This is a genomic window from Staphylococcus sp. aM (assembly GCF_052975125.1).
Window position 1 is genome coordinate 1,011,490 of the sequence record NZ_CP121447.1, and the last position, 20,013, is coordinate 1,031,502.

Consider the following 20,013-nt stretch of genomic DNA (forward strand, 5'->3'; position numbering starts at 1 on the left):
AAATAATTTTACTATGTCTTTTTTATGACATTTAAGCACAATAAAATACGAACGAACATACAATATGATATTATAGATAAGAATGATTTTAATTTAGGGGGACTAAATGGTGCATACCAAGAATGATACGATTTTAAAAATGATAAAAGGTGAAAAGACATCCCATACACCAGTCTGGTTTATGCGTCAGGCAGGGAGGTCACAACCAGAATACCGTAAATTAAAAGAGAAATATTCGTTATTCGAGATTACGCATCAACCTGAATTATGTGCATATGTCACACACTTACCAGTTGATAATTACAATACAGATGCTGCGATTTTATATAAAGATATTATGACACCGTTAAAACCTATTGGTGTAGATGTTGAAATTAAATCTGGAATCGGACCAGTGATACAAAATCCAATTAAATCAGTACAAGATGTTGAAAAACTTTCTCAAATTGATCCAAAACGAGATGTACCATATGTTTTAGATACGATAAAAATATTAACTGAAGAAAAATTAAATGTACCGTTAATTGGTTTTACTGGTGCTCCATTCACTTTAGCTTCATATATGATAGAAGGCGGACCATCTAAAAATTACAATTTAACTAAAGCAATGATGTATCGAGATGAAGCTACTTGGTTTGCTTTAATGGATCATTTGGTTGCTATTTCCATAGATTACGTTAATGCACAAATAGAAGCAGGTGCCGAGTTGGTTCAAATCTTTGACTCTTGGGTAGGCGCTTTAAATGTTCAGGATTATAGAAAATATATTAAGCCAGGTATGGATAAACTAGTAAATGGTATTAAGCGTCAACATCAAGTTCCAGTTATATTGTTTGGTGTTGGTGCGAGTCATTTAATTAACGAATGGAATGATTTACCAATTGATGTGCTAGGTTTAGACTGGAGAACATCCATTCAGCAAGCTCAACAAATGGGCGTAAACAAAACATTACAAGGCAATTTAGACCCATCATTGCTATTAGCGCCATGGGAAGTAATTGAAGAGAGATTAAAAGACATTTTAGACCAAGGTATGTCTAGAGGCAAACATATCTTTAACCTTGGGCATGGTGTCTTCCCAGAAGTTCAACCAGAAACACTTCGCAAAGTAAGTCAATTTGTACATGATTATACTCAACAGTAGTTCTATTAATTCAATTTGAATAACGTAAGTAATATGATTAGATTAAAGGGTGGTTTTATAAATGAGTAAAACAATAGGATTATTAGTAATGGCTTATGGCACACCTTACAAAGAAAGTGACATTGAACCTTATTATACTGATATCAGACACGGTAAAAAACCAACAGATGAAGAACTACAAGATTTAAAAAACCGCTATGAATTTATTGGTGGATTGTCACCATTAGCAGGTACTACAGACAGACAAGCAGAAGCATTAAAAGATGCCTTAAACGACGCATATGACGATGTTGAATTTAAGTTATATTTAGGTCTTAAACATATTTCACCATATATAGAAGAAGCGGTTGAGTCTATGAATAATGATGGGATTACTGAAGCAGTAACTGTAGTTTTAGCACCACATTATTCAAGCTTTTCAGTCGGCTCTTATGATGAACGTGCTGATCAAGAGGCTGAAAAATACGGTATTCAATTACATCATGTTAAACATTATTATCACCAACCGAAATTCTTAGAATTTTGGACTAACCAAATTAATGATACTTTAAAACAGATTCCATCTGAAGAACATGACGATACTGTATTAGTTGTATCTGCACACAGTCTACCTAAAGGATTAATTGAAAGAAACAATGATCCATATCCTAAAGAGCTACATGACACAGCAGAACAATTAAAAGTTAAATCAAATATTATCCATGTTGCTGAAGGTTGGCAATCAGAAGGTAATACTGGTACACCTTGGTTAGGGCCTGACGTACAGGATTTAACAAGAGATTTATATGATGCGCATGGCTATAAAAACTTTATCTATACACCAGTAGGATTTGTATGCGAACATTTAGAAGTTTTATATGATAATGACTATGAATGTAAAGTTGTTTGTGACGACATCGGTGCAAATTATTATCGTCCAGACATGCCTAATACGCATCCATTATTTATCGGTGCAATTGTAGACGAAATTAAATCAGTATTTTAATAGAAGGAAGCGTGAATGATTTTGAGTAAGAATGTAGCAATCATCGGTGCAGGTATAACCGGCTTAACAAGTGCTTACTATATGAAAAAACAAAATCCTCATTTAAATGTAACCATTTATGAGGCAACCAATCGACCAGGTGGAAAAATCCAAACATACCGTAAAGATGGCTATACGATTGAATTAGGCCCAGAGTCTTATTTAGGTAGAAAAACGATTATGACTGATATAGCTAATGAAATTGGATTAGGTAATGATTTAATTACCAATACGACAGGTCAATCATACATTTATGCTAAAAATAAATTATATCCGATACCGGGTGGTTCTATTATGGGCATACCAACGGATATTAAACCTTTTATCAAAACTAAATTAATTTCACCATTAGGTAAACTTAGAGCTGGATTAGATTTATTTAAAAAGCCTATCGAGATAGAAGATGACATTTCAGTAGGTGATTTCTTTAGACAACGTTTAGGTGATGAAGTTCTTGAGAATTTAATTGAACCACTAATGGGTGGTATCTATGGTACAAATATAGATGACTTAAGTTTAATGAGTACATTTCCCAATTTTAAAGAAAAAGAAGAAGCCTTTGGTAGCTTAATTAAAGGTATGAAAGATGAAAAAGAACAACGTATTAAACAACGTCAATTATACCCAGGTGCGCCTAAAGGACAATTTAAACAGTTCAAGCATGGTTTAAGCTCATTTATCGAAGCACTTGAAGAAGCTGTTAAAAATCAAGGTGTAGACATTCAATATAACACTAAAGTTGAAGATATTATTGTATCTCAAAGAGACTATCAAGTGGTTGTTGATGGTAAAAATGAAGTATATGATGGTGTATTAGTCACTACACCTCAACAAGTGTTTATGCAATGGTTCAATCATGATCCAGCGTTTGATTATTTCAATACGATGGATTCAACAACAGTGGCAACAGTTGTCCTAGCATTTGATGAAAAAGATATTGAAAATACTTATGATGGTACTGGTTTTGTAATTGCTAGAACAAGTAATACAGATATTACGGCATGTACATGGACATCTAAAAAATGGCCATTTACAACACCAGAAGGCAAAGTTTTAATAAGAGCTTATGTTGGTAAACCAGGTGATACTGTTGTGGATGATCACACAGATGAAGAAATTGTTTCTATAGTACGTCGTGATTTAAAACAAATGATGACATTTAAAGGTGATCCTGAATTCACAATAGTCAATCGATTACCGAAAAGTATGCCTCAATACCATGTAGGTCACATTAAACAAATTAGAAAAATTCAAGAACATATTAAACGAACTTATCCGCGATTAAAAATTACAGGGGCGCCATTTGAAGCGGTTGGCCTACCTGATTGTATCCAACAAGGTCATAATGCGGTTGATGAAATGCTAGAGGAATTACGTTAATACGTTTTATAATTTAATTAAAGCACTTTAAAAGGATAACAATGTCTTTTTAAAGTGCTTTTGATATAGAATAAAGATAAATACGTTCATGATAAAGACTGCTACTTAATCTAGAAGTGAGGTTGATAAAAATGACAGATGTCATCATTGTTCATTCAAGTGTAGGAAATGCACATAATCATTGGTATGAATGGTTAGGTCACAATTTAACGTTAGAAGGATATAAAGTCTCTCTTTTTAATTTAGAAGCTAATACTCCTGCTAAAATTGATATGTGGGTTAAGCAAATGCAACAACAATTAAATGTAAGAAAGAAAGATACATATTTTGTAACACATGGATTTGGAACGATAGCGACTTTGAAATTTATAGAAACATTAGAACAAAATGTTGAAGGGCTATTCAGTATTGCTGGTTTTAAAGATGATGCAGTAGACATAGATGAAAATATTGATTTACATGGAGTAACGATTAATTATGAACGAGTTAAAAGTAAAGTAGATCATTTTTATGGTTTGAGTTCTAAAAATGATACACATGTTTCATATAAAGAAACGAAGCGACTTATGGATACCTTAGATGGACGTATGAGAGTTGTTGAAGATGGTGGCCATTTTATGGAAGAGGATGGTTTTACTACATTCACATCACTACAAAATCGTATGCAAGGATTTATGACGCAATAGGGTAGGGAAATTAATAATATAATTTTAAATATGCGCCGTACTTATTTAGAATAGATAAGTATGGCGTTAGTCATTTGATATTGTGATCCATTTAGTAGCAGTAAGGGACGAAAAACAGAAAACATGAAAAATAGAAGATGATCATTTAATAGAAAAGGTATCAATATTGGATGAAAGTTAATATAATAGAAGGCCATTTAGACACTTTTGTTATAAAATGAAATCAAGTAGTAATTTTTACACATTTTAATTTGGAATTAATATTGACTAATAGTAACAAACTTAATATACTAATAAAGTGTTAAGCGAGAGCGTATTAAAGCAACTTGAACGTATCGATTGTTTTATTAATTCAAACAATGTAAATTTAGTTTTAAAAAAGTGTTGACTTTATTAAGCTAATGATGGTACAATAATCAAGTAGTCAAAAATAATATTATCGCGGGATGGAGCAGTTCGGTAGCTCGTCGGGCTCATAACCCGAAGGTCGGTGGTTCAAATCCGCCTCCCGCAATACATAGTTTTAATAGGTCTCGTAGTGTAGCGGTTAACACGCCTGCCTGTCACGCAGGAGATCGCGGGTTCGATTCCCGTCGAGACCGCCATTATTAATATTATGGTTCAGTAGCTCAGTTGGTAGAGCAATGGATTGAAGCTCCATGTGTCGGCAGTTCGACTCTGTCCTGAACCATTCGTCATTTTTGGCGGTTGTGGCGAAGTGGTTAACGATTCGGATTGTGGTTCCGACATTCGAGGGTTCGATTCCCTTCAACCGCCCCATAATCGTATTACATTTCACATGCGGGTGTAGTTTAATGGCAAAACCTCAGCCTTCCAAGCTGATGTTGTGGGTTCGATTCCCATCACCCGCTCCATTATTATTCCACAGTAGCTCAGTGGTAGAGCTATCGGCTGTTAACCGATCGGTCGTAGGTTCGAGTCCTACCTGTGGAGCCATGGCTCCTTGGTCAAGCGGTTAAGACACCGCCCTTTCACGGCGGTAACACGGGTTCGAGTCCCGTAGGAGTCATACAAACAGAAGTGAAATATCGCTTCTGTTTTTTTATTTATCATATTATGATGGAGAGTTGTCCGAGCTGGCCGAAGGAGCACGCCTGGAAAGTGTGTAGGCGCCACAAGCGTCTCGAGGGTTCGAATCCCTCACTCTCCGTAAAAACGCCTAGAATGGTTTTAATCCATTCTAGGCTTATTTTTGTTTTCTTTTAAATTAGGCATTAATTTGAGGATAAGAGAATTTAAATGAAAGTCTAAATTCTAATAAAAGTGAGTAAAGTTGCCCAATCAAAAATTGAAGACCATAAAGAAAGACAACCACACAACGTTAAAAAAAGAAATGAAACATTAGAATTATATATTGAGAAATAAAATAAAAATGTTATAATATATATAAGTCAACGACCATGCGTGGACTTTAAAACAAAATACATTAATTACAGTAGCCGTCTTACTATGAGGCAAGGCGTAATAATGAATATCATAGTATTATGCAGGATTGAGTTTTGTACTCTTCCTGCTTTTTTAATTTAAAGAGGTACATCATGAGAATTTATACAATTAAACAAAAAATTATATTATAGAGATTGAAGTATTACTATTTAAATCTCTATTTTTTTTATGGATAAATTCAAATGAAAGTTATAAGAGAAGTCAATATGATTATGAGTCACTGTTTAACAATATAATAAATGTTAGTAATCACCAGATTTGGGATTATAAAAATAGAAGGGGTTAAGGTTATCAGAAATTTGGCAATTGATTTTGAAAACATTGCAATTATTTTATGTCTGTTTATAATTTCAAAGTCATATATGAAGCATATCTGAGTATCTTAGTAACAATAATATTTATAATATATTCTTTTTCATTCAAACTTTGTCTACCAATTAAATAAAACTATATCCACATATAGCATATCAAACATATAAGAAAAACCCTAAAGCGATACGATAAGGTATGCTTTAGGGCCATAGGATTATGGAACTTGAGTTCCAGGATGATCATGATGCAGATTATTTGTTACCAAATAAACCTTTGAAGAAATCTACTGCTTTTTTGATAAGATCTGTGATAAATTGCATTGTGATTCACCTCCTATAATTTGTATCTTTAATATAAATCTTTTTTAATCTTTTTAGGGATTTTTTTCTTATTTTATATACGTATTTCCCAAGGTGTAGTTTTTATAATTTAAAAGGACATTCTTGAATGCAAGGGTGTAGATATACATTTATTTCTACATACTTTATTTAGAAATTTAAGATTTGACCACTGATAGATTCAATTAAAATCGTTATAATTAAATATGTAATGATAAATGGAGGAATGACTCGTGGACTTTTGGTTAAAAGAACAATCTATCAAGAATAAAAATAAAATAGCTGTGACTGATGGACAACACTCGCTTACATTCAAAGCTTTATATGATGAAGCGCATGGACTTTCACAACATTTAAACCAATTATCTCAGTCAAGAATTGGTTTACATATTAATAATCGAATTGAGTCATTGATTTTAATACATGCATGTTGGCTTGCTAATATTGAAATTGCGATGATTAATACTCGGTTAACGACTAATGAAATGATTGCTCAAATGAATTCAATCGATGTTAATACAATTATCACAACGACATCTTTAGAATTAGAAGGTTTTAATATATACAATATTGAGGAAATTCAGCTTTTAAATCAAATAGAAGATCAAATGAATATTTTTAAATTAGAAAATATCGCATCAATCATGTTTACATCGGGTACGACTGGTCCACAAAAGGCTGTGCCTCAAACGTTTAAGAATCATCTAGCAAGTGCAGAAGGATGTAAAAGGAGCTTAGGATATAGTCAACAATCTAAATGGTTATCTGTACTCCCGATTTATCATATATCAGGTTTGAGTGTGATATTACGTAGTGTGATGGAAGGATTTACTGTCAGACTATTAGAGAAATATAATACAGAAAATATGCTTGATATTATTAAAAATGAAGATATTACTCATGTGTCACTTGTGCCACAAACATTAAAATGGTTAATGGATGCAGGTTTAGAAAAGCCATATCAATTAGAAAAGATTCTGTTAGGTGGCGCAAAGCTTTCTTCAAATTTAATTCAACAAGCATTAGATTATCGCTTGCCTATTTATAATTCGTTTGGAATGACTGAAACATGTTCACAATTTTTAACTGCGACACCAGATATGTTGGCTCAACGATATGATACAGTTGGTAAACCGAGTGATAATGTCAAAGTTAAAATTAAAGATGCTGATCAAAATGGTCACGGTGAATTACTCATAAAAGGGGTAAATGTAATGAATGGTTATTTATATCCTTCTAATTTAACAGATACATTTGAAGATGGCTTTTTTAAAACAGGTGATATTGCTGAAATTGACGATGATGGCTTCGTTATGATTTATGATCGTCGTAAAGACTTAATCATTAGTGGTGGAGAAAATATCTATCCATACCAAATTGAATCTGTAGCTAAACATTTTCCTGAAATTGAAGACGCCGTATGTATTGGTCAAAATGATGACACTTGGGGTCAAGTACCGGTACTATATTATATCGCCCAAGACCACTTTGATAAAAATGATTTACAACAACATTTCTCCACACATTTAGCTAAATATAAAATACCTAAAGCCTTTTATGAAGTAAATGAATTACCATATACTTCAACAGGTAAACTACAAAGAAATAAAGTGATGTCAAAGGAATCTGAAAATGAAGATTAATGAGTTGAAGTTTTACTTGTATAGTCAGGCATTTAAATCACCTATTGTGACACCTAAAGTGTCATTAGACAAAAGAGAATGTTTAATCATCGAACTGATTACTGAAACAGGTGATACGTATTTTGGTGAGTGCAACGCCTTTAAAACACCATGGTACGATAAGGAAACTATATCTTCTGTTAAACAACAGATCGAACAGTGGTTTGTATCAATTAAGAATAAGGATGTATATTCATTTGAAGAATGGCAGTCGCTATTGAACACATTAAATCATTGTCCGGCAGCCCGCAGTACAGTTGTCATGGCGTTATATCAAATGTATTATAAACTTAAAGCATTTAAGGTTGAATATGGTGCTACCGTCAGTGGATGGAGTGATGCCCAATTTGCGACGTTAAAGCAAACGCAACCTAAACGTATAAAAGTGAAATATTCAAATCAATTAATTTCTGATATTAATAAATTAAAGTCATTAGAATTTCCATTTGATATTGTCATCGATGCAAATGAGTCACTCGATATCAATCAATACCAAGAAATAAATAAAGATATGAATCAAAATATATTATATATAGAAGAACCGTTTGCTAATATTAATACCTTAAAACAGTTTGATAATGAACCGCAATTACCTATTGCAATTGATGAAAAGGCAACATCAATTGATGATATTCAGTTTATTGTTTCGCATTATCAAATTGATACTGTTGTACTCAAGCCGTTTAGATTAGGTGGTATTGACCGTGTTATAGAAACCATTGATTATCTAAAAAATAGGGGTATTAATATTGTTGTAGGTGGTATGTATGAATACGGATTGAGTCGTTATTTTACTGCAATGTTATCTCAATATGGTGATTATCCTGGTGATGTGACGCCAGCAGGCTATTATTTTGAAAATGACTTTGTGGAAAATGAAGGTATTTTAAAAGAGGGAATGATTGAATTCATTCCCCCTGTAGTAGATAGAAGTAAATTAGAATGTATTAATGGTGATGTTTAGACTTATTTTTAGCAAGCGGTACTGGGTCATAGCCACCTTTATGTAGTGGATGGCATTTGAGTATGCGTCGAATGCCTAAATATAATCCTTTGAAAGCACCATGATATTGAATCGCTTCACGCGTATATTCTGAACATGTAGGATAAAAGCGACATGTAGGTGGTGTTAATGGAGAAATATAGCGTTGATAAAAATGTATCAAGGCTAAGAATATTTTTTTCATAAAAAAGCCTCCAACCAGAATTTTGAATACAGTTATTTTAACATATTATAAAGGAATGTGATGTACTTGAAGTTTTTAGATAAAGACCAAAGAGAAGTGCAGTTAACATATAAAGCGAATACAGATAATCCAACAGGTAATCACGTTCTTGCAATACCAGTATACCAAGGGAAGTTATTATTTACTCGACATAAAAATAGAGGTATTGAATTTCCTGGCGGCAAAAGGGAACATGGAGAATCAAGCATTGATGCTATCCAGCGTGAATTATATGAAGAAACCGGTGCATATATAGAAGAAATACAGTACATTGCTCAATATACTGTGAAAACTAACGATGCCTCTAGGTTTGTCAAAGATGTTTATTTTATTCAAGTTTCATCTTTAGCCAATCGAACTGACTATTTAGAAACAGATGGCCCTTGTCTTTTTACTTCTATAGAAGACATACCATATAGTGAACGTAGTTTTTTGCTACAAGATGACGCCATTTTACACTGTTTTGAAAGGGTGATTTCACTTGGACTTTATTAAAACGAAAAGAATGCCGATTGAAATAGCTACGCACCAGTTTGATGAAATCACTTATGATGTTGATCATCTAAAAGTGAAGGCACTAATGATGACACCATATAGTAAAGTTAATAGAATAGTGGTTTATTTAAGAGGCGGAAAAGGACAAGTTGGTCGGGTACGAGCAGCTCGCTTAATGCAATTTGCTAATGAACAGACACTTGTTGTGGGTCCTTATTATAGAGGTAATAATGGTAGTGAAGGTAAAGATGAGTTTTATCGAGGAGATTTAAATGATGTCACTGAACTTATACGCATATTACATTCAAAATATCCCAACGCGTTTATACATATGATTGGATTTTCTCGTGGTGGGTTGCAAGGCTTGCTAACATTTCAAGATTTACCAGTTGATAGTTATATCATTTGGGGTGGTGTTTCTGATATACATTTAATGTATGAAGAGCGTGTGGATTTAAGAGGGATGCTGAGAAGAATGGTTGGGCACCCTAAAAAAGATCATGAAGCATATGAAGTTAGAGAAGCGATACAATATATTACACCGCAAAGTCCACCGATTTTAATTGTACATGGTGGTAAAGATAAACAGGTAGGTATTCATCAAGCTTATTATCTAGAACGACGATTGAAAGACATTGGTGTGCATTATGATACACTTTATCAAATGGAAGAAGGACATGTACCTCGACCATTTGCTTTAAAAGAAACTTTAAAGTACATACATAAATGGATGACTCAAATAGAAATAAACAAAAAATAGGGAGTGGGACAGAAATAATAAAGAACCACTAATCATTGAATATGAAGTGGTTCTTACGCATTAGCCACAGCTAATGTGTACTTTAAAATAGGAATACATGAGTGAAACTCATGCATAAGAAATACTAATTTCTAAAGAAAAAGTATTTCTTTATCGTTGTCCATCCCCAACTTGCATTGTCTGTAGATTTTCTTTTCGAAATTCTCTATGTTTGGGGCCCGTCCCCCCGGCAAGGTTGACTAGAAATGAAAAAGCTTGGTACATTAGACCGTCTTTGTAATTCATTACTTAGACGGTTTTATGCATGAACTTTTAAGTTCATGTATACCTCTTAAACTTAATCTGAACACATGAGTTAATACTCATGTGTAAGTCATTCTAATTTCTTTAAGAAAAAGAATGACTTTACAGTCAACTACTGCCTAAATATGAATGTAACTTGAAATATATATTTATGTCCCAGCCTGTTTTACTTTTATTTATTGAAAGCACCTTTGTCAGAAATGTGTTCGACTTCAGGGCCGAATTTTTTGAAGTTATCTTCAAATCTTTGGATAAGATCATTTGCTTGTGCTTTATATTTTTCAGCGTCGCTCCAAGCATTGATAGGATTTAAGATTGTTTTTGGTACATCTTTAATTTCAACTGGAATATTTAAACCAAATGTTGAGTCTTTTGTAAACTCTGCATCTTTTAATTTCCCTGAGATAGCTTGGTTAACCATTTGACGCGTATAGTGTAAACTAATTCTTCTACCAACACCATATTTACCGCCAGTCCATCCAGTGTTAACTAAATAAACATCAACATCATGTTTATCAATTAATTCTCCTAAAAGATCTGCATAAACTGTAGGATGAAGTGGTAAGAAAGGTGCGCCGAAACAAGTAGAGAATGATGGTTCAGGTTCTGTTACACCACGTTCTGTACCTGCTAATTTAGACGTGAAACCACTTAAGAAATGATACATTGCTTGATCTTTATTTAATTTTGAAATTGGAGGAATCACTCCAAATGCATCTGCAGTTAAAAAGATAATCGTATTAGGATGTGCTGCTTTTGAAGGTAATACAATATTATCAATATGATGAATAGGATAAGCTGCTCTTGTATTTTCAGTGAATTTATTATCATCGAAATCAACAGTACCGTCTTCTTTAACGACTGTGTTTTCTAAGATAGTGCCGTATTCAATAGCATCATAAATTTGTGGCTCTTTTTCTTTTGAAAGATTGATTGCTTTTGCATAACAACCACCTTCAATGTTGAACACGCCATTTTTATTCCAACCATGTTCATCGTCACCGATTAATTTTCTTTCAGGATCAGCTGACAACGTTGTTTTACCTGTACCTGATAAACCAAAGAATAGTGCTACATCGCCTTTTTCTCCCACGTTAGCAGAGCAATGCATACTCATAATATCTTGCATAGGTAATAGGTAATTCATTACTGAAAAGATACCTTTTTTCATTTCCCCAGCATATTCTGTACCACCGATTAAAATCACTTTATGTTTAAATGACACAATGACAAACGTTTCAGTCTTCGTGCCATCAACTTCAGGATCAGCTTTGAAATGTGGTGCAGATACAATTGTAAAGTTAGGTTTGATTGATTTTGCTTCTTCTTTAGATTCAGGACGAATGAACATGTTATGTGCAAATAAATTATGCCATGCTAATTCGTTAATGACAGTTAATTTCAAACGTGAATCTTTATCACTACCTGCGTAACCATTAAAAACATATAATTCGTCTTTCTTGCCTAAGTAGTCTAATACTTTATTGTAAAGCTTTAAAAATGTTTCTTCATCGATAGGTTGATTGACGTCTCCCCAATCTACATTATCTCTATATGAAGGTTCAGTAACGATAAACTTATCCTTAGGTGAGCGGCCAGTGTATTTACCAGTGCTAGCATTAATAGCACCTAATTCAGTAAGTTCACCTTCATTATTATCTAATATTTTATTGTAAAGTTGAGTTGTTGATAGTTGAAACTTTGTTGATGGTTTTTCTAATAATTGTTTAATTTTAGTCGTTTCAGAGTATGTATCAATCGACATACTTAATCCCTCCAGATAGTTATAATGTAAGCCTTTACATTTCAATAGTATAACATATCAATTTAATTAATCCACCGTAAATTATTACTAAAATAACTTAAATCATAAATTGACATTAATTCTCTTATTAGGTAGTATTAATTTTAACGGATTCTCTTATCCTGAGTGGTGGAGGGACATGGACCCAATGAAACCCAGCAACCTCTTTTTACATATAAAAAGAAAGGTGCCAAACCGTTTGCAGACGTATAATGTCTGAACGATAAGAGCGAATGGACGTATAAGAGCCTTCACTCTATCTAGGTAGTAGTAGAAGGCTCTTTTATTTAGCTCAAATAAAAGAGAATTATCGTAATATATTTTAAAAGGAGCAAAACATGACTAACAATAAACGATTATTTACTTCAGAATCAGTAACTGAAGGACATCCAGATAAAATTGCTGATCAGGTATCTGATGCAATCTTAGACGAAATTCTTAAAGACGACCCTAATGCACGTGTGGCTTGTGAGACTACAGTGACAACTGGAATGGCATTAATTTCAGGTGAAATATCAACGACGACATATGTTGATATTCCGAAAGTTGTAAGAGAGACCATTAAAGAAATTGGTTATACACGTGCTAAATATGGTTACGATTCACAAACGATGGCCGTTTTAACTGCCATTGATGAACAATCACCAGATATCGCTCAAGGTGTTGATACAGCATTAGAATACCGTGATGATATTTCTGAAGAAGAAATTGAAGCAACTGGTGCAGGTGACCAAGGATTAATGTTTGGTTATGCTACAAACGAAACAGATACTTATATGCCGTTACCTATTTTCTTATCTCATCAATTAGCGAAACGTCTATCAGATGTACGTAAAGATGACATTATAGACTATTTACGTCCGGATGGTAAGGTTCAGGTCACTGTAGAATATGATGAAAATGATAAACCTAAACGTATTGATACTATTGTTGTGTCAACGCAACACGCTGAAGATAAATCTTTAGAAGAAATTCAAGAGGATATTAAAAAACATGTTATTTATCCAACTGTTCCAGAATCATTAATGGATGATAAGACAAAATTCTATATTAATCCTACAGGACGTTTTGTAATCGGTGGACCACAAGGGGATGCTGGATTAACAGGACGTAAAATTATCGTGGATACGTATGGTGGTTATGCACGCCATGGTGGTGGTTGCTTCAGTGGTAAGGATCCAACTAAAGTAGACCGTTCTGCTGCTTATGCTGCTAGATATGTAGCGAAGAATATTGTTGCTGCAGAATTAGCTGAACAATGTGAAGTCCAACTTGCATACGCAATAGGTGTAGCTGAACCAGTATCAATAGCTATAGATACCTTCGGAACAGGTAAAGTAACAGAGGCTGAATTAGTTGAAGCGGTTAGAGCAAACTTTGATTTAAGACCAGCTGGTATCATTAAAATGTTGGATTTAAAACAACCTATTTATAAACAAACCGCTGCATATGGTCATTTCGGACGTACTGACGTATTATTACCATGGGAAAAATTAGATAAAGTCAACGTTTTAAAAGATACGATTAACAAAGTTTAAACGAAATAACTTATGGGATGTTTGAAATATAATAAGATAAATTGCGACTAAATGTCGAAAATGTCATCATTATGTTTTATAATTAGTTGTATTGATCATATAAAAGGAGCGTTGATGTGATGAGTTTATCTTCACCTATTGGTATAGGGTTAATTGTTGCAGTAGTCATTGCATTTATCTTTTTTGTACTATTTTTAATTGCTTTAAATAGTAAGAAAAAGATTAAGCAACAAACAGAAGAAGAATACCAACAAAAAGAACAAAGTATAAAGGCATCTCATGAAGAAGCTTTAGAAAAAGAACGTATTGAGAATAAAAAGGCAGTTACGAAACAAAAAGAAGATTATGAAGCTACAGTAAATAGTAAAGAAAGAGAAATTGATGCATTAAAGCTATTCTCTAAAAACCATAGTGAATATGTAACTGATATGCGATTAATTGGTATTCGTGAGCGTTTAGTCAATGAAAAACGTATTCGTCCTGAAGATATGCATATCATGGCTAATATTTTCCTACCAACAAATGAATTAAATAAAATTGAAAGAATTAGTCATCTCGTTCTTACTCGTACTGGTTTATATATTATTGACTCTCAATTACTAAAAGGTCATGTATATAATGGGATTAGCGGTGCTCAGTTTTCTGAGTTACCAACTATGGAACAAGTATTTAATACGTTGGAATTAGATCAATCAACACCACAAACATTAGTACTTGATCAAAATAATGATCAAAAATCATTATCATTTATAAACTATTCAGACGAAATTCAACAAATACAGAATGTAGCAGGTGACTTACAAAGTAAATTAAATACAAAGTATACACCAACGTCTATTCTTTACTTTAATCCTAAAAATGATGGGGATGTTACTATTTCGAACTATGCTCAAAATAGTAATGTCAAAGTATTAGTTGGACCAGAACAACTTGATGAATTCTTTAACAAATTTGTATTCCATGGACGTATTCAATATAATGTCGACGATTTACAACAAATCATGGAACAAATTGAATCCTTTAATTAAATTTCAACTAAGCTAGTAGAGGTTTTAACTCTACTAGCTTTTTTAGTTTTGAGCACAGAAATTGAATTTTATATGACTTACGTTTAATCTAAGTTTGATTTACTTTCATAGGGTATAGAAATAATGAAATTGTATTTAAGGAGTGGGAATGTATGGACAATATTAAATTTTATAATGGACACACGATGCCGAAAGTTGGTCTAGGTACATTTAGAGTAGAAAATAATGATGATTGTACAAAAGCTGTTAAATACGCAATTGAAAATGGATATAGAAGTATCGATACAGCAAAGGTATATGGTAATGAAGAAAAAGTAGGCCAAGGTATTAAAGAAGGACTTGAATCCACTGGTTTAAAACGTGAGGATTTATTTATTACTTCAAAATTATGGTTAGAAGATTTTGGTAGAGAAAATGTTGAACAAGCTTATGAAAATAGTTTGAAAAGATTAGACTTAGATTATCTAGATTTATATTTAATGCATTGGCCAGGTACGAATGAAGCACTAATGATAGATACATGGCAAGGTATGGAAGATTTATATAAACAAGAGCGTGTTAAAAACATTGGAGTGAGTAACTTTAATGTAGATCATTTTGAAGCATTATTGGCTCAAGTATCTATTAAACCAGTCATCAATCAAGTTGAATTCCACCCATACTTAACTCAAAAAGAGTTAAGACAATATTTAGATGTTCAAAATATCGTGATGGAATCTTGGTCACCATTAATGAATGCTCAAATATTGGATGATGAAATAGTTAATCAGGTAGCACAAGAAGTTGGGCAAACGCCAGCACAAGTGATTATTAGATGGAACTATCAACATCAAGTAGTAACAATCCCTAAATCTGTGACACCACACCGTATAGATGAAAATCTAAATATATTAGATTTTGAATTGAATGATGACCAAATGAAAAAATTAGATGACCTTAATCAAAATAAAAGAATTGGACCTGATCCATCAGAATTTAATGGCCAATAAAAAAGACAAAACCACGTCCTCAAATTGAAAGGGGGGACGTGGTTTTAATATATCATCAACTATTGAAATAAATGATAAGCCCAATAACAACTTAAAAATGCGCCTACAAATTGCAAGAGTGTATAAATAATAAAAGGTATAGGCTTAAATTTAGGTGATACCATGCCTACAAGTTCATTAGATAAGGTTGAAAATGTTGTTAATCCGCCTAAAATACCTGTGATGAAGAATGAATTTATCCAATTGATGTGCAGTGATAATCCAGATACGGTGCCAATTAACACACATCCCATAATATTAACTATCAATGTACCCACAGGTAATTTGGTAATAAATTGATTGAAGTAATTTGATATTATCGCACGGATCATCGCACCGATGCCGCCACCAAGCATAACTAATATCATTGTCTTTATCATAACTGCTCACCTAATTTCTTACCTAGTAAACATAAAAGAATGCAAAGGATGTAACTTATCAAAGCATAAATGATTAATAACGCCCATTGTTGCTGATTATACATTTGAACGAGTTCGAATTGAAATGTAGAAAATGTAGTCAATGCACCCATGAATCCAGTAGTGACGGCTTTTTTTAATAAAGGATTGTTGTTAAATAGCTTAATTGTTAAAGCCGACAAAAATCCCATAAAAAAGCCACCTATTAAATTGGCGCTTAATGTGCCTATAGGTATGTCATGTCCATGATTAAAGAAAGAAAACAGATATCTCAATAATGCACCAAAGGCACCACCGATAAAAATATAAAAATATTGCATTTTCAAAAGTCCTTTCAATTTAATCTGTTTTAAAATATAAAATCATATATCTTGAGTTAGTTGAATGTCATATATAAAACTAAATCAACCAATTCTCATAGAAAAGGTTGATTTGAATAAATCCACACTACGTTATCCATTAAAAAAGGAAACCATAGGTATGTAATGAGGATAAAATATGAATGATAATTACGATGAAAATAAGAATAGGTAAAAACTTACTGGCAATTCTTATCCAATCTTGCTTTTCACGCGCGTGTTTGATAGATTTATCTGCAAATATCACTGAAGCAATCAATATAATGACATTGATCACACTACATGCAATGACCAGTTTAACGAATGAACCTAAAACACTATTCAATAAAGGATTATTTGTATTAAAGAAAAAGCTTATCGCTAATAATATTAATGTAATATAAAAGTAGATTTTTGATTTTGACATGCGCATCCTCCTAGATGGTTATCATTACAATATACTACCATTTTTTAGGATATGAGAATAGTATAAATTAATATAAAAAATGCGTTGAAAATCGAAATCCTATGATATAGGCAAATAATTCGCTTACATTTCAAAAGCATGTTATAAATTATTTATAAATAATTAATGAAGTTATGTTAAATTAAAGCATTTACATACTTAAATATAGTAATCAATAACATTAAATCAATGTTATCGATTAAGGAGGAATTCATTATGAGACAATTAAACGTAGAAGTATTTGCTGACGGTGCAGATATCGAAGAAATGAAAGCAGCATACAAAAACAAACAGGTTGATGGATTTACAACTAATCCTAGTTTAATGGCAAAAGCTGGCGTAACAGATTATAAAGCATTTGCTGAAGAAGCAGTGAGAGAAATTCCGGATGCTTCAATTTCATTTGAAGTATTCGCAGATGATTTAGAAACAATGGAAAAAGAAGCTGAAATCTTAAAACAATATGGTGATAATGTATTTGTTAAAATTCCTATTGTTACAACTGATGGTACGTCTACCATTCCATTAATTAAAGCTTTATCAGCTAAACAAGTAAGACTGAATGTAACTGCTGTTTATACGATTGAACAAGTTAAACAAATTACTGAAGCTGTAACTGAAGGGGTACCAACATATGTATCTGTATTTGCTGGTCGTATCGCCGACACTGGTGTAGATCCATTACCATTGATGAAGGAAGCTGTCGAAATTACACATAGTAAAAAAGGCGTTAAATTATTATGGGCTAGTTGCCGTGAATTATTTAATGTAATGCAAGCTGATGAAATTGGTGCTGATATCATTACATGTCCTGCAGATGTTGTTAAGAAGGTCAATAATAATTTAGGTAGAGATGTCGAAGGACTATCTATTGATACAGTCAAAGGCTTTGCTAAAGATATTCAAAGTTCAGGGTTATCTATTTTATAAATAATCATAAAATGATAGAAGATGAAGAATGAGTCAAAATAGTAGCCAATCGCACGTACATATTTTCAACTTTTATTTTAAGTAAACAATGTACGTTAGATTGGCTTTTCTTATTAAGATTTTTAATTTTGAATTGAATGATTGTTCAAAGTCATCTATGATATATAAATAACCAATTAGAGTAGAGGTGCAATTCTAGCTATGGATAAAAAGACATTTAGTGCTAGAGTAAAAAAGCAATTATGGTTCTTAAATAATAATGAAAAAGAACAACTTAATCAGGAATTGAACCAATTGGATGAACATGAGACTGATGTTTTAAATAAGCCTGTCAAATTTTCAAATCAATTTTTAAGAACTCAAGTATTTAGACAAAAAAATATAAGTTCATTTAGTCTAATTCTATTATTGATGGGAATCGTTTTTACATATGTGATATTATTAGGTGGCTTTCTATTTGGATTAATTACAAGTCTCACAGCTGTTAATTATTTTATTAATCCACAAGTCACTTTATCAACAGTAACAGTGATATTAATTATCGTAGGTGCGATTCTATTGATGATTATTTCTCTGTTCTTAATTAAGAAAGTAACTGCATTTTTTACTAAAAAGTTATTAGAATATAAATTTAATAAGCAGAATACGAATGTGTAATCAAATGGCAAAGAAGTAAGCTTTCTTGCCATTTTTTTATTATAGAAGTGTAAGGTTCGTCTACTACTAGAGATTTAGTATTAGAAAACTGTATGAGTGTGGCATCGCTTTTTGATTGAATTCCAATAATATAGTATGCATTAATATAAATTTGAATAGGAGAACGATGATTTTTAAGAGGGAACAAGATAAGTGTCTCATTAACGTAAAGAGGTATCTTTTTATTAATTTGAAGTAGTCGTTTAGCAAGTTTCTTTTGAAGCGGTAATGATTTTTGATGTAATTCTAATAGATATATTAATGTATTATTGATAGTAAGCGGTAGTGAAATGGCATATTGTTGATAATGACATCGAGTAACACTTTTTGGACCTATCTCTGTTTCAATATATAATAATTGAGATGTTGTAATTTGATTCATGTTGTCATTCCTTTTCTAGGTTGTATTGTAAATGCTGCATAATTTTGGATTGAGTTACTTTTTTAATTTTCTTAATAGTTGATATAGAAAGATGCATTATATTTGCGATTTCAAATTGTTTATAACCCAATAATTTTAAATCTAACCATTGTTTTTCTTGATTATTTAATAGATAATAAATGTCTTGCAAAAGTAATGCATCTTCGTTTAAAAATTGAATGGGTTCATTTTTTGAGTAGACAGTTGTATCAATATTTATAGTAGATAATTTTTTGTTTTCTTTGCGAAATATATCGATAAGATAATAGTTTAGCCTAATAAAAAGATAAGAGGATAATTTGTGAGATTTTGAGGGTTGATAATTATGAGTTAAGTGCCATAATTGGATTAACAGTAATTGATAAAACTCGTCATAATTATAAGTGATTTGGTATCTTTTTAACAAATAATGTATGATTTTGTTGTACTCTTGATAGATAATCTTGAATTCCAAAGTTTTCTCCTATTTATGTACATAAAGCGTTTTTCCGGATAAAATGAATTTAAAATATTTAATAAAAAATTTCA

Annotated in this window: 21 protein-coding genes, 8 tRNA genes and 1 riboswitch; of the genes, 21 read left to right on the forward strand and 8 right to left on the reverse strand. The window is 32.2% G+C overall.

The genetic code is table 11. From position 1 onward, the window contains the following. Positions 1-106 precede the first annotated feature (106 nt). The 12 genes from hemE (at position 107) to P7F85_RS05150 (ending at position 5,405) form a co-directional block, all read left to right on the forward strand. Positions 107-1,144 carry a uroporphyrinogen decarboxylase gene (hemE, locus tag P7F85_RS05095; RefSeq protein WP_002466820.1) on the forward strand — a complete coding sequence of 346 codons (1,038 nt, stop codon included), beginning with the start codon at positions 107-109 and terminating at the stop codon, positions 1,142-1,144. Between the two features lie 61 nt (positions 1,145-1,205). Continuing rightward, positions 1,206-2,129 (forward strand): ferrochelatase, encoded by a 924-nt coding sequence (gene hemH / locus P7F85_RS05100; protein WP_002466815.1) that lies wholly within the window; start codon positions 1,206-1,208, stop codon positions 2,127-2,129. A 21-nt stretch (positions 2,130-2,150) separates the two neighbouring features. After that, positions 2,151-3,548: a protoporphyrinogen oxidase gene (gene hemY, locus P7F85_RS05105; protein WP_015364876.1), complete on the forward strand. Its 1,398-nt coding sequence runs from the start codon at positions 2,151-2,153 to the stop codon at positions 3,546-3,548. Positions 3,549-3,679: 131 nt separating this feature from the next. Further along, positions 3,680-4,234 carry an RBBP9/YdeN family alpha/beta hydrolase gene (locus P7F85_RS05110; RefSeq protein ID WP_002452122.1) on the forward strand — a complete coding sequence of 185 codons (555 nt, stop codon included), beginning with the start codon at positions 3,680-3,682 and terminating at the stop codon, positions 4,232-4,234. A 440-nt stretch (positions 4,235-4,674) separates the two neighbouring features. Next, positions 4,675-4,748 (forward strand) — tRNA-Met (locus P7F85_RS05115). A gap of 15 nt (positions 4,749-4,763) precedes the next feature. Beyond that, a tRNA-Asp gene (locus P7F85_RS05120) sits at positions 4,764-4,839 on the forward strand. Between the two features lie 13 nt (positions 4,840-4,852). Beyond that, positions 4,853-4,925, forward strand: a tRNA-Phe gene (locus tag P7F85_RS05125). Between the two features lie 13 nt (positions 4,926-4,938). Next, a tRNA-His gene (locus tag P7F85_RS05130) sits at positions 4,939-5,014 on the forward strand. A gap of 21 nt (positions 5,015-5,035) precedes the next feature. Next, positions 5,036-5,109 (forward strand) — tRNA-Gly (locus P7F85_RS05135). Positions 5,110-5,116: 7 nt separating this feature from the next. After that, positions 5,117-5,191 (forward strand) — tRNA-Asn (locus P7F85_RS05140). 1 nt (position 5,192) lies between these two features. Next, positions 5,193-5,264: transfer RNA gene (locus tag P7F85_RS05145), tRNA-Glu, on the forward strand. Positions 5,265-5,316: 52 nt separating this feature from the next. Beyond that, a tRNA-Ser gene (locus P7F85_RS05150) sits at positions 5,317-5,405 on the forward strand. Positions 5,406-6,264: 859 nt separating this feature from the next. Here P7F85_RS05150 and P7F85_RS05155 read toward each other — a convergent pair. After that, on the reverse strand, positions 6,265-6,333 hold the full coding sequence (locus P7F85_RS05155; protein WP_100066984.1) for an epsilon family phenol-soluble modulin: 69 nt from the start codon (positions 6,331-6,333) through the stop codon (positions 6,265-6,267). Between the two features lie 251 nt (positions 6,334-6,584). On the opposite strand from P7F85_RS05155, the gene menE reads away from it, so the two are divergent. After that, positions 6,585-7,994: an o-succinylbenzoate--CoA ligase gene (menE, locus tag P7F85_RS05160; protein ID WP_002466826.1), complete on the forward strand. Its 1,410-nt coding sequence runs from the start codon at positions 6,585-6,587 to the stop codon at positions 7,992-7,994. Continuing rightward, on the forward strand, positions 7,984-8,997 hold the full coding sequence (gene menC, locus P7F85_RS05165; protein ID WP_002466818.1) for an o-succinylbenzoate synthase: 1,014 nt from the start codon (positions 7,984-7,986) through the stop codon (positions 8,995-8,997). Before menE ends, menC begins: the two co-directional genes overlap by 11 nt. Here the strand turns inward: menC and yidD are convergent. Continuing rightward, positions 8,981-9,220 carry a membrane protein insertion efficiency factor YidD gene (gene yidD, locus P7F85_RS05170; RefSeq protein ID WP_002452125.1) on the reverse strand — a complete coding sequence of 80 codons (240 nt, stop codon included), beginning with the start codon at positions 9,218-9,220 and terminating at the stop codon, positions 8,981-8,983. The genes menC and yidD overlap by 17 nt on opposite strands. 60 nt (positions 9,221-9,280) lie before the next feature. Between yidD and ytkD the strand changes: the two genes are divergently transcribed. Together ytkD and P7F85_RS05180 are read left to right on the forward strand one after the other, a co-directional pair. Further along, positions 9,281-9,754 (forward strand): RNA deprotection pyrophosphohydrolase, encoded by a 474-nt coding sequence (gene ytkD / locus P7F85_RS05175; RefSeq protein ID WP_002466823.1) that lies wholly within the window; start codon positions 9,281-9,283, stop codon positions 9,752-9,754. Positions 9,755-9,764: 10 nt separating this feature from the next. Next, positions 9,765-10,514 carry an alpha/beta hydrolase family protein gene (locus tag P7F85_RS05180; protein WP_161767517.1) on the forward strand — a complete coding sequence of 250 codons (750 nt, stop codon included), beginning with the start codon at positions 9,765-9,767 and terminating at the stop codon, positions 10,512-10,514. Positions 10,515-10,989: 475 nt separating this feature from the next. Here P7F85_RS05180 and pckA read toward each other — a convergent pair whose 3' ends face one another. Then, complete coding sequence (gene pckA / locus P7F85_RS05185; RefSeq protein WP_002466245.1) at positions 10,990-12,582, reverse strand: phosphoenolpyruvate carboxykinase (ATP); 1,593 nt, start codon at positions 12,580-12,582, stop codon at positions 10,990-10,992. 153 nt (positions 12,583-12,735) lie between these two features. Next, positions 12,736-12,851: riboswitch (SAM riboswitch) on the forward strand. Between the two features lie 108 nt (positions 12,852-12,959). Between pckA and metK the strand changes: the two genes are divergently transcribed. The 3 genes from metK to P7F85_RS05200 all read left to right on the forward strand — a co-directional run bounded on the left by metK (position 12,960) and on the right by P7F85_RS05200 (position 16,176). After that, entirely contained in the window at positions 12,960-14,159 is a 1,200-nt protein-coding gene (gene metK, locus P7F85_RS05190) for a methionine adenosyltransferase (protein WP_015364877.1), read from the forward strand. A gap of 119 nt (positions 14,160-14,278) precedes the next feature. Beyond that, on the forward strand, positions 14,279-15,187 hold the full coding sequence (locus P7F85_RS05195) for an NERD domain-containing protein (protein ID WP_002466230.1): 909 nt from the start codon (positions 14,279-14,281) through the stop codon (positions 15,185-15,187). A gap of 152 nt (positions 15,188-15,339) precedes the next feature. Next, positions 15,340-16,176 carry an aldo/keto reductase gene (locus P7F85_RS05200; RefSeq protein ID WP_002466227.1) on the forward strand — a complete coding sequence of 279 codons (837 nt, stop codon included), beginning with the start codon at positions 15,340-15,342 and terminating at the stop codon, positions 16,174-16,176. 59 nt (positions 16,177-16,235) lie between these two features. Here P7F85_RS05200 and P7F85_RS05205 read toward each other — a convergent pair whose 3' ends face one another. The 3 genes from P7F85_RS05205 to P7F85_RS05215 form a co-directional block, all read right to left on the reverse strand. Beyond that, entirely contained in the window at positions 16,236-16,592 is a 357-nt protein-coding gene (locus tag P7F85_RS05205) for a fluoride efflux transporter FluC (RefSeq protein ID WP_026088921.1), read from the reverse strand. Then, positions 16,592-16,954: a fluoride efflux transporter CrcB gene (gene crcB, locus P7F85_RS05210; RefSeq protein WP_002466225.1), complete on the reverse strand. Its 363-nt coding sequence runs from the start codon at positions 16,952-16,954 to the stop codon at positions 16,592-16,594. The genes P7F85_RS05205 and crcB overlap by 1 nt, the downstream gene beginning before the upstream one ends. Positions 16,955-17,093: 139 nt before the next feature. Next, positions 17,094-17,399, reverse strand: a complete 306-nt coding sequence (locus tag P7F85_RS05215; protein WP_002466223.1) for a hypothetical protein — start codon at positions 17,397-17,399, stop codon at positions 17,094-17,096. Positions 17,400-17,654: 255 nt separating this feature from the next. Between P7F85_RS05215 and P7F85_RS05220 the strand changes: the two genes are divergently transcribed. Next, positions 17,655-18,368 carry a transaldolase gene (locus tag P7F85_RS05220; protein ID WP_002466243.1) on the forward strand — a complete coding sequence of 238 codons (714 nt, stop codon included), beginning with the start codon at positions 17,655-17,657 and terminating at the stop codon, positions 18,366-18,368. Positions 18,369-18,569: 201 nt separating this feature from the next. Further along, positions 18,570-19,025, forward strand: a complete 456-nt coding sequence (locus P7F85_RS05225; protein ID WP_002466233.1) for a hypothetical protein — start codon at positions 18,570-18,572, stop codon at positions 19,023-19,025. On the opposite strand, the gene P7F85_RS05230 is transcribed toward P7F85_RS05225, so the two are convergent. Both P7F85_RS05230 and P7F85_RS05235 read right to left on the reverse strand, forming a co-directional pair. Further along, entirely contained in the window at positions 19,000-19,446 is a 447-nt protein-coding gene (locus P7F85_RS05230) for a competence protein ComK (RefSeq protein ID WP_002466246.1), read from the reverse strand. The genes P7F85_RS05225 and P7F85_RS05230 overlap by 26 nt on opposite strands. A 4-nt stretch (positions 19,447-19,450) precedes the next feature. Next, the gene (locus tag P7F85_RS05235; RefSeq protein ID WP_002466234.1) at positions 19,451-19,939 is read right to left on the reverse strand and encodes a sigma-70 family RNA polymerase sigma factor; all 489 of its coding nucleotides are present in this window, start codon (positions 19,937-19,939) and stop codon (positions 19,451-19,453) included. Positions 19,940-20,013 lie beyond the last annotated feature (74 nt).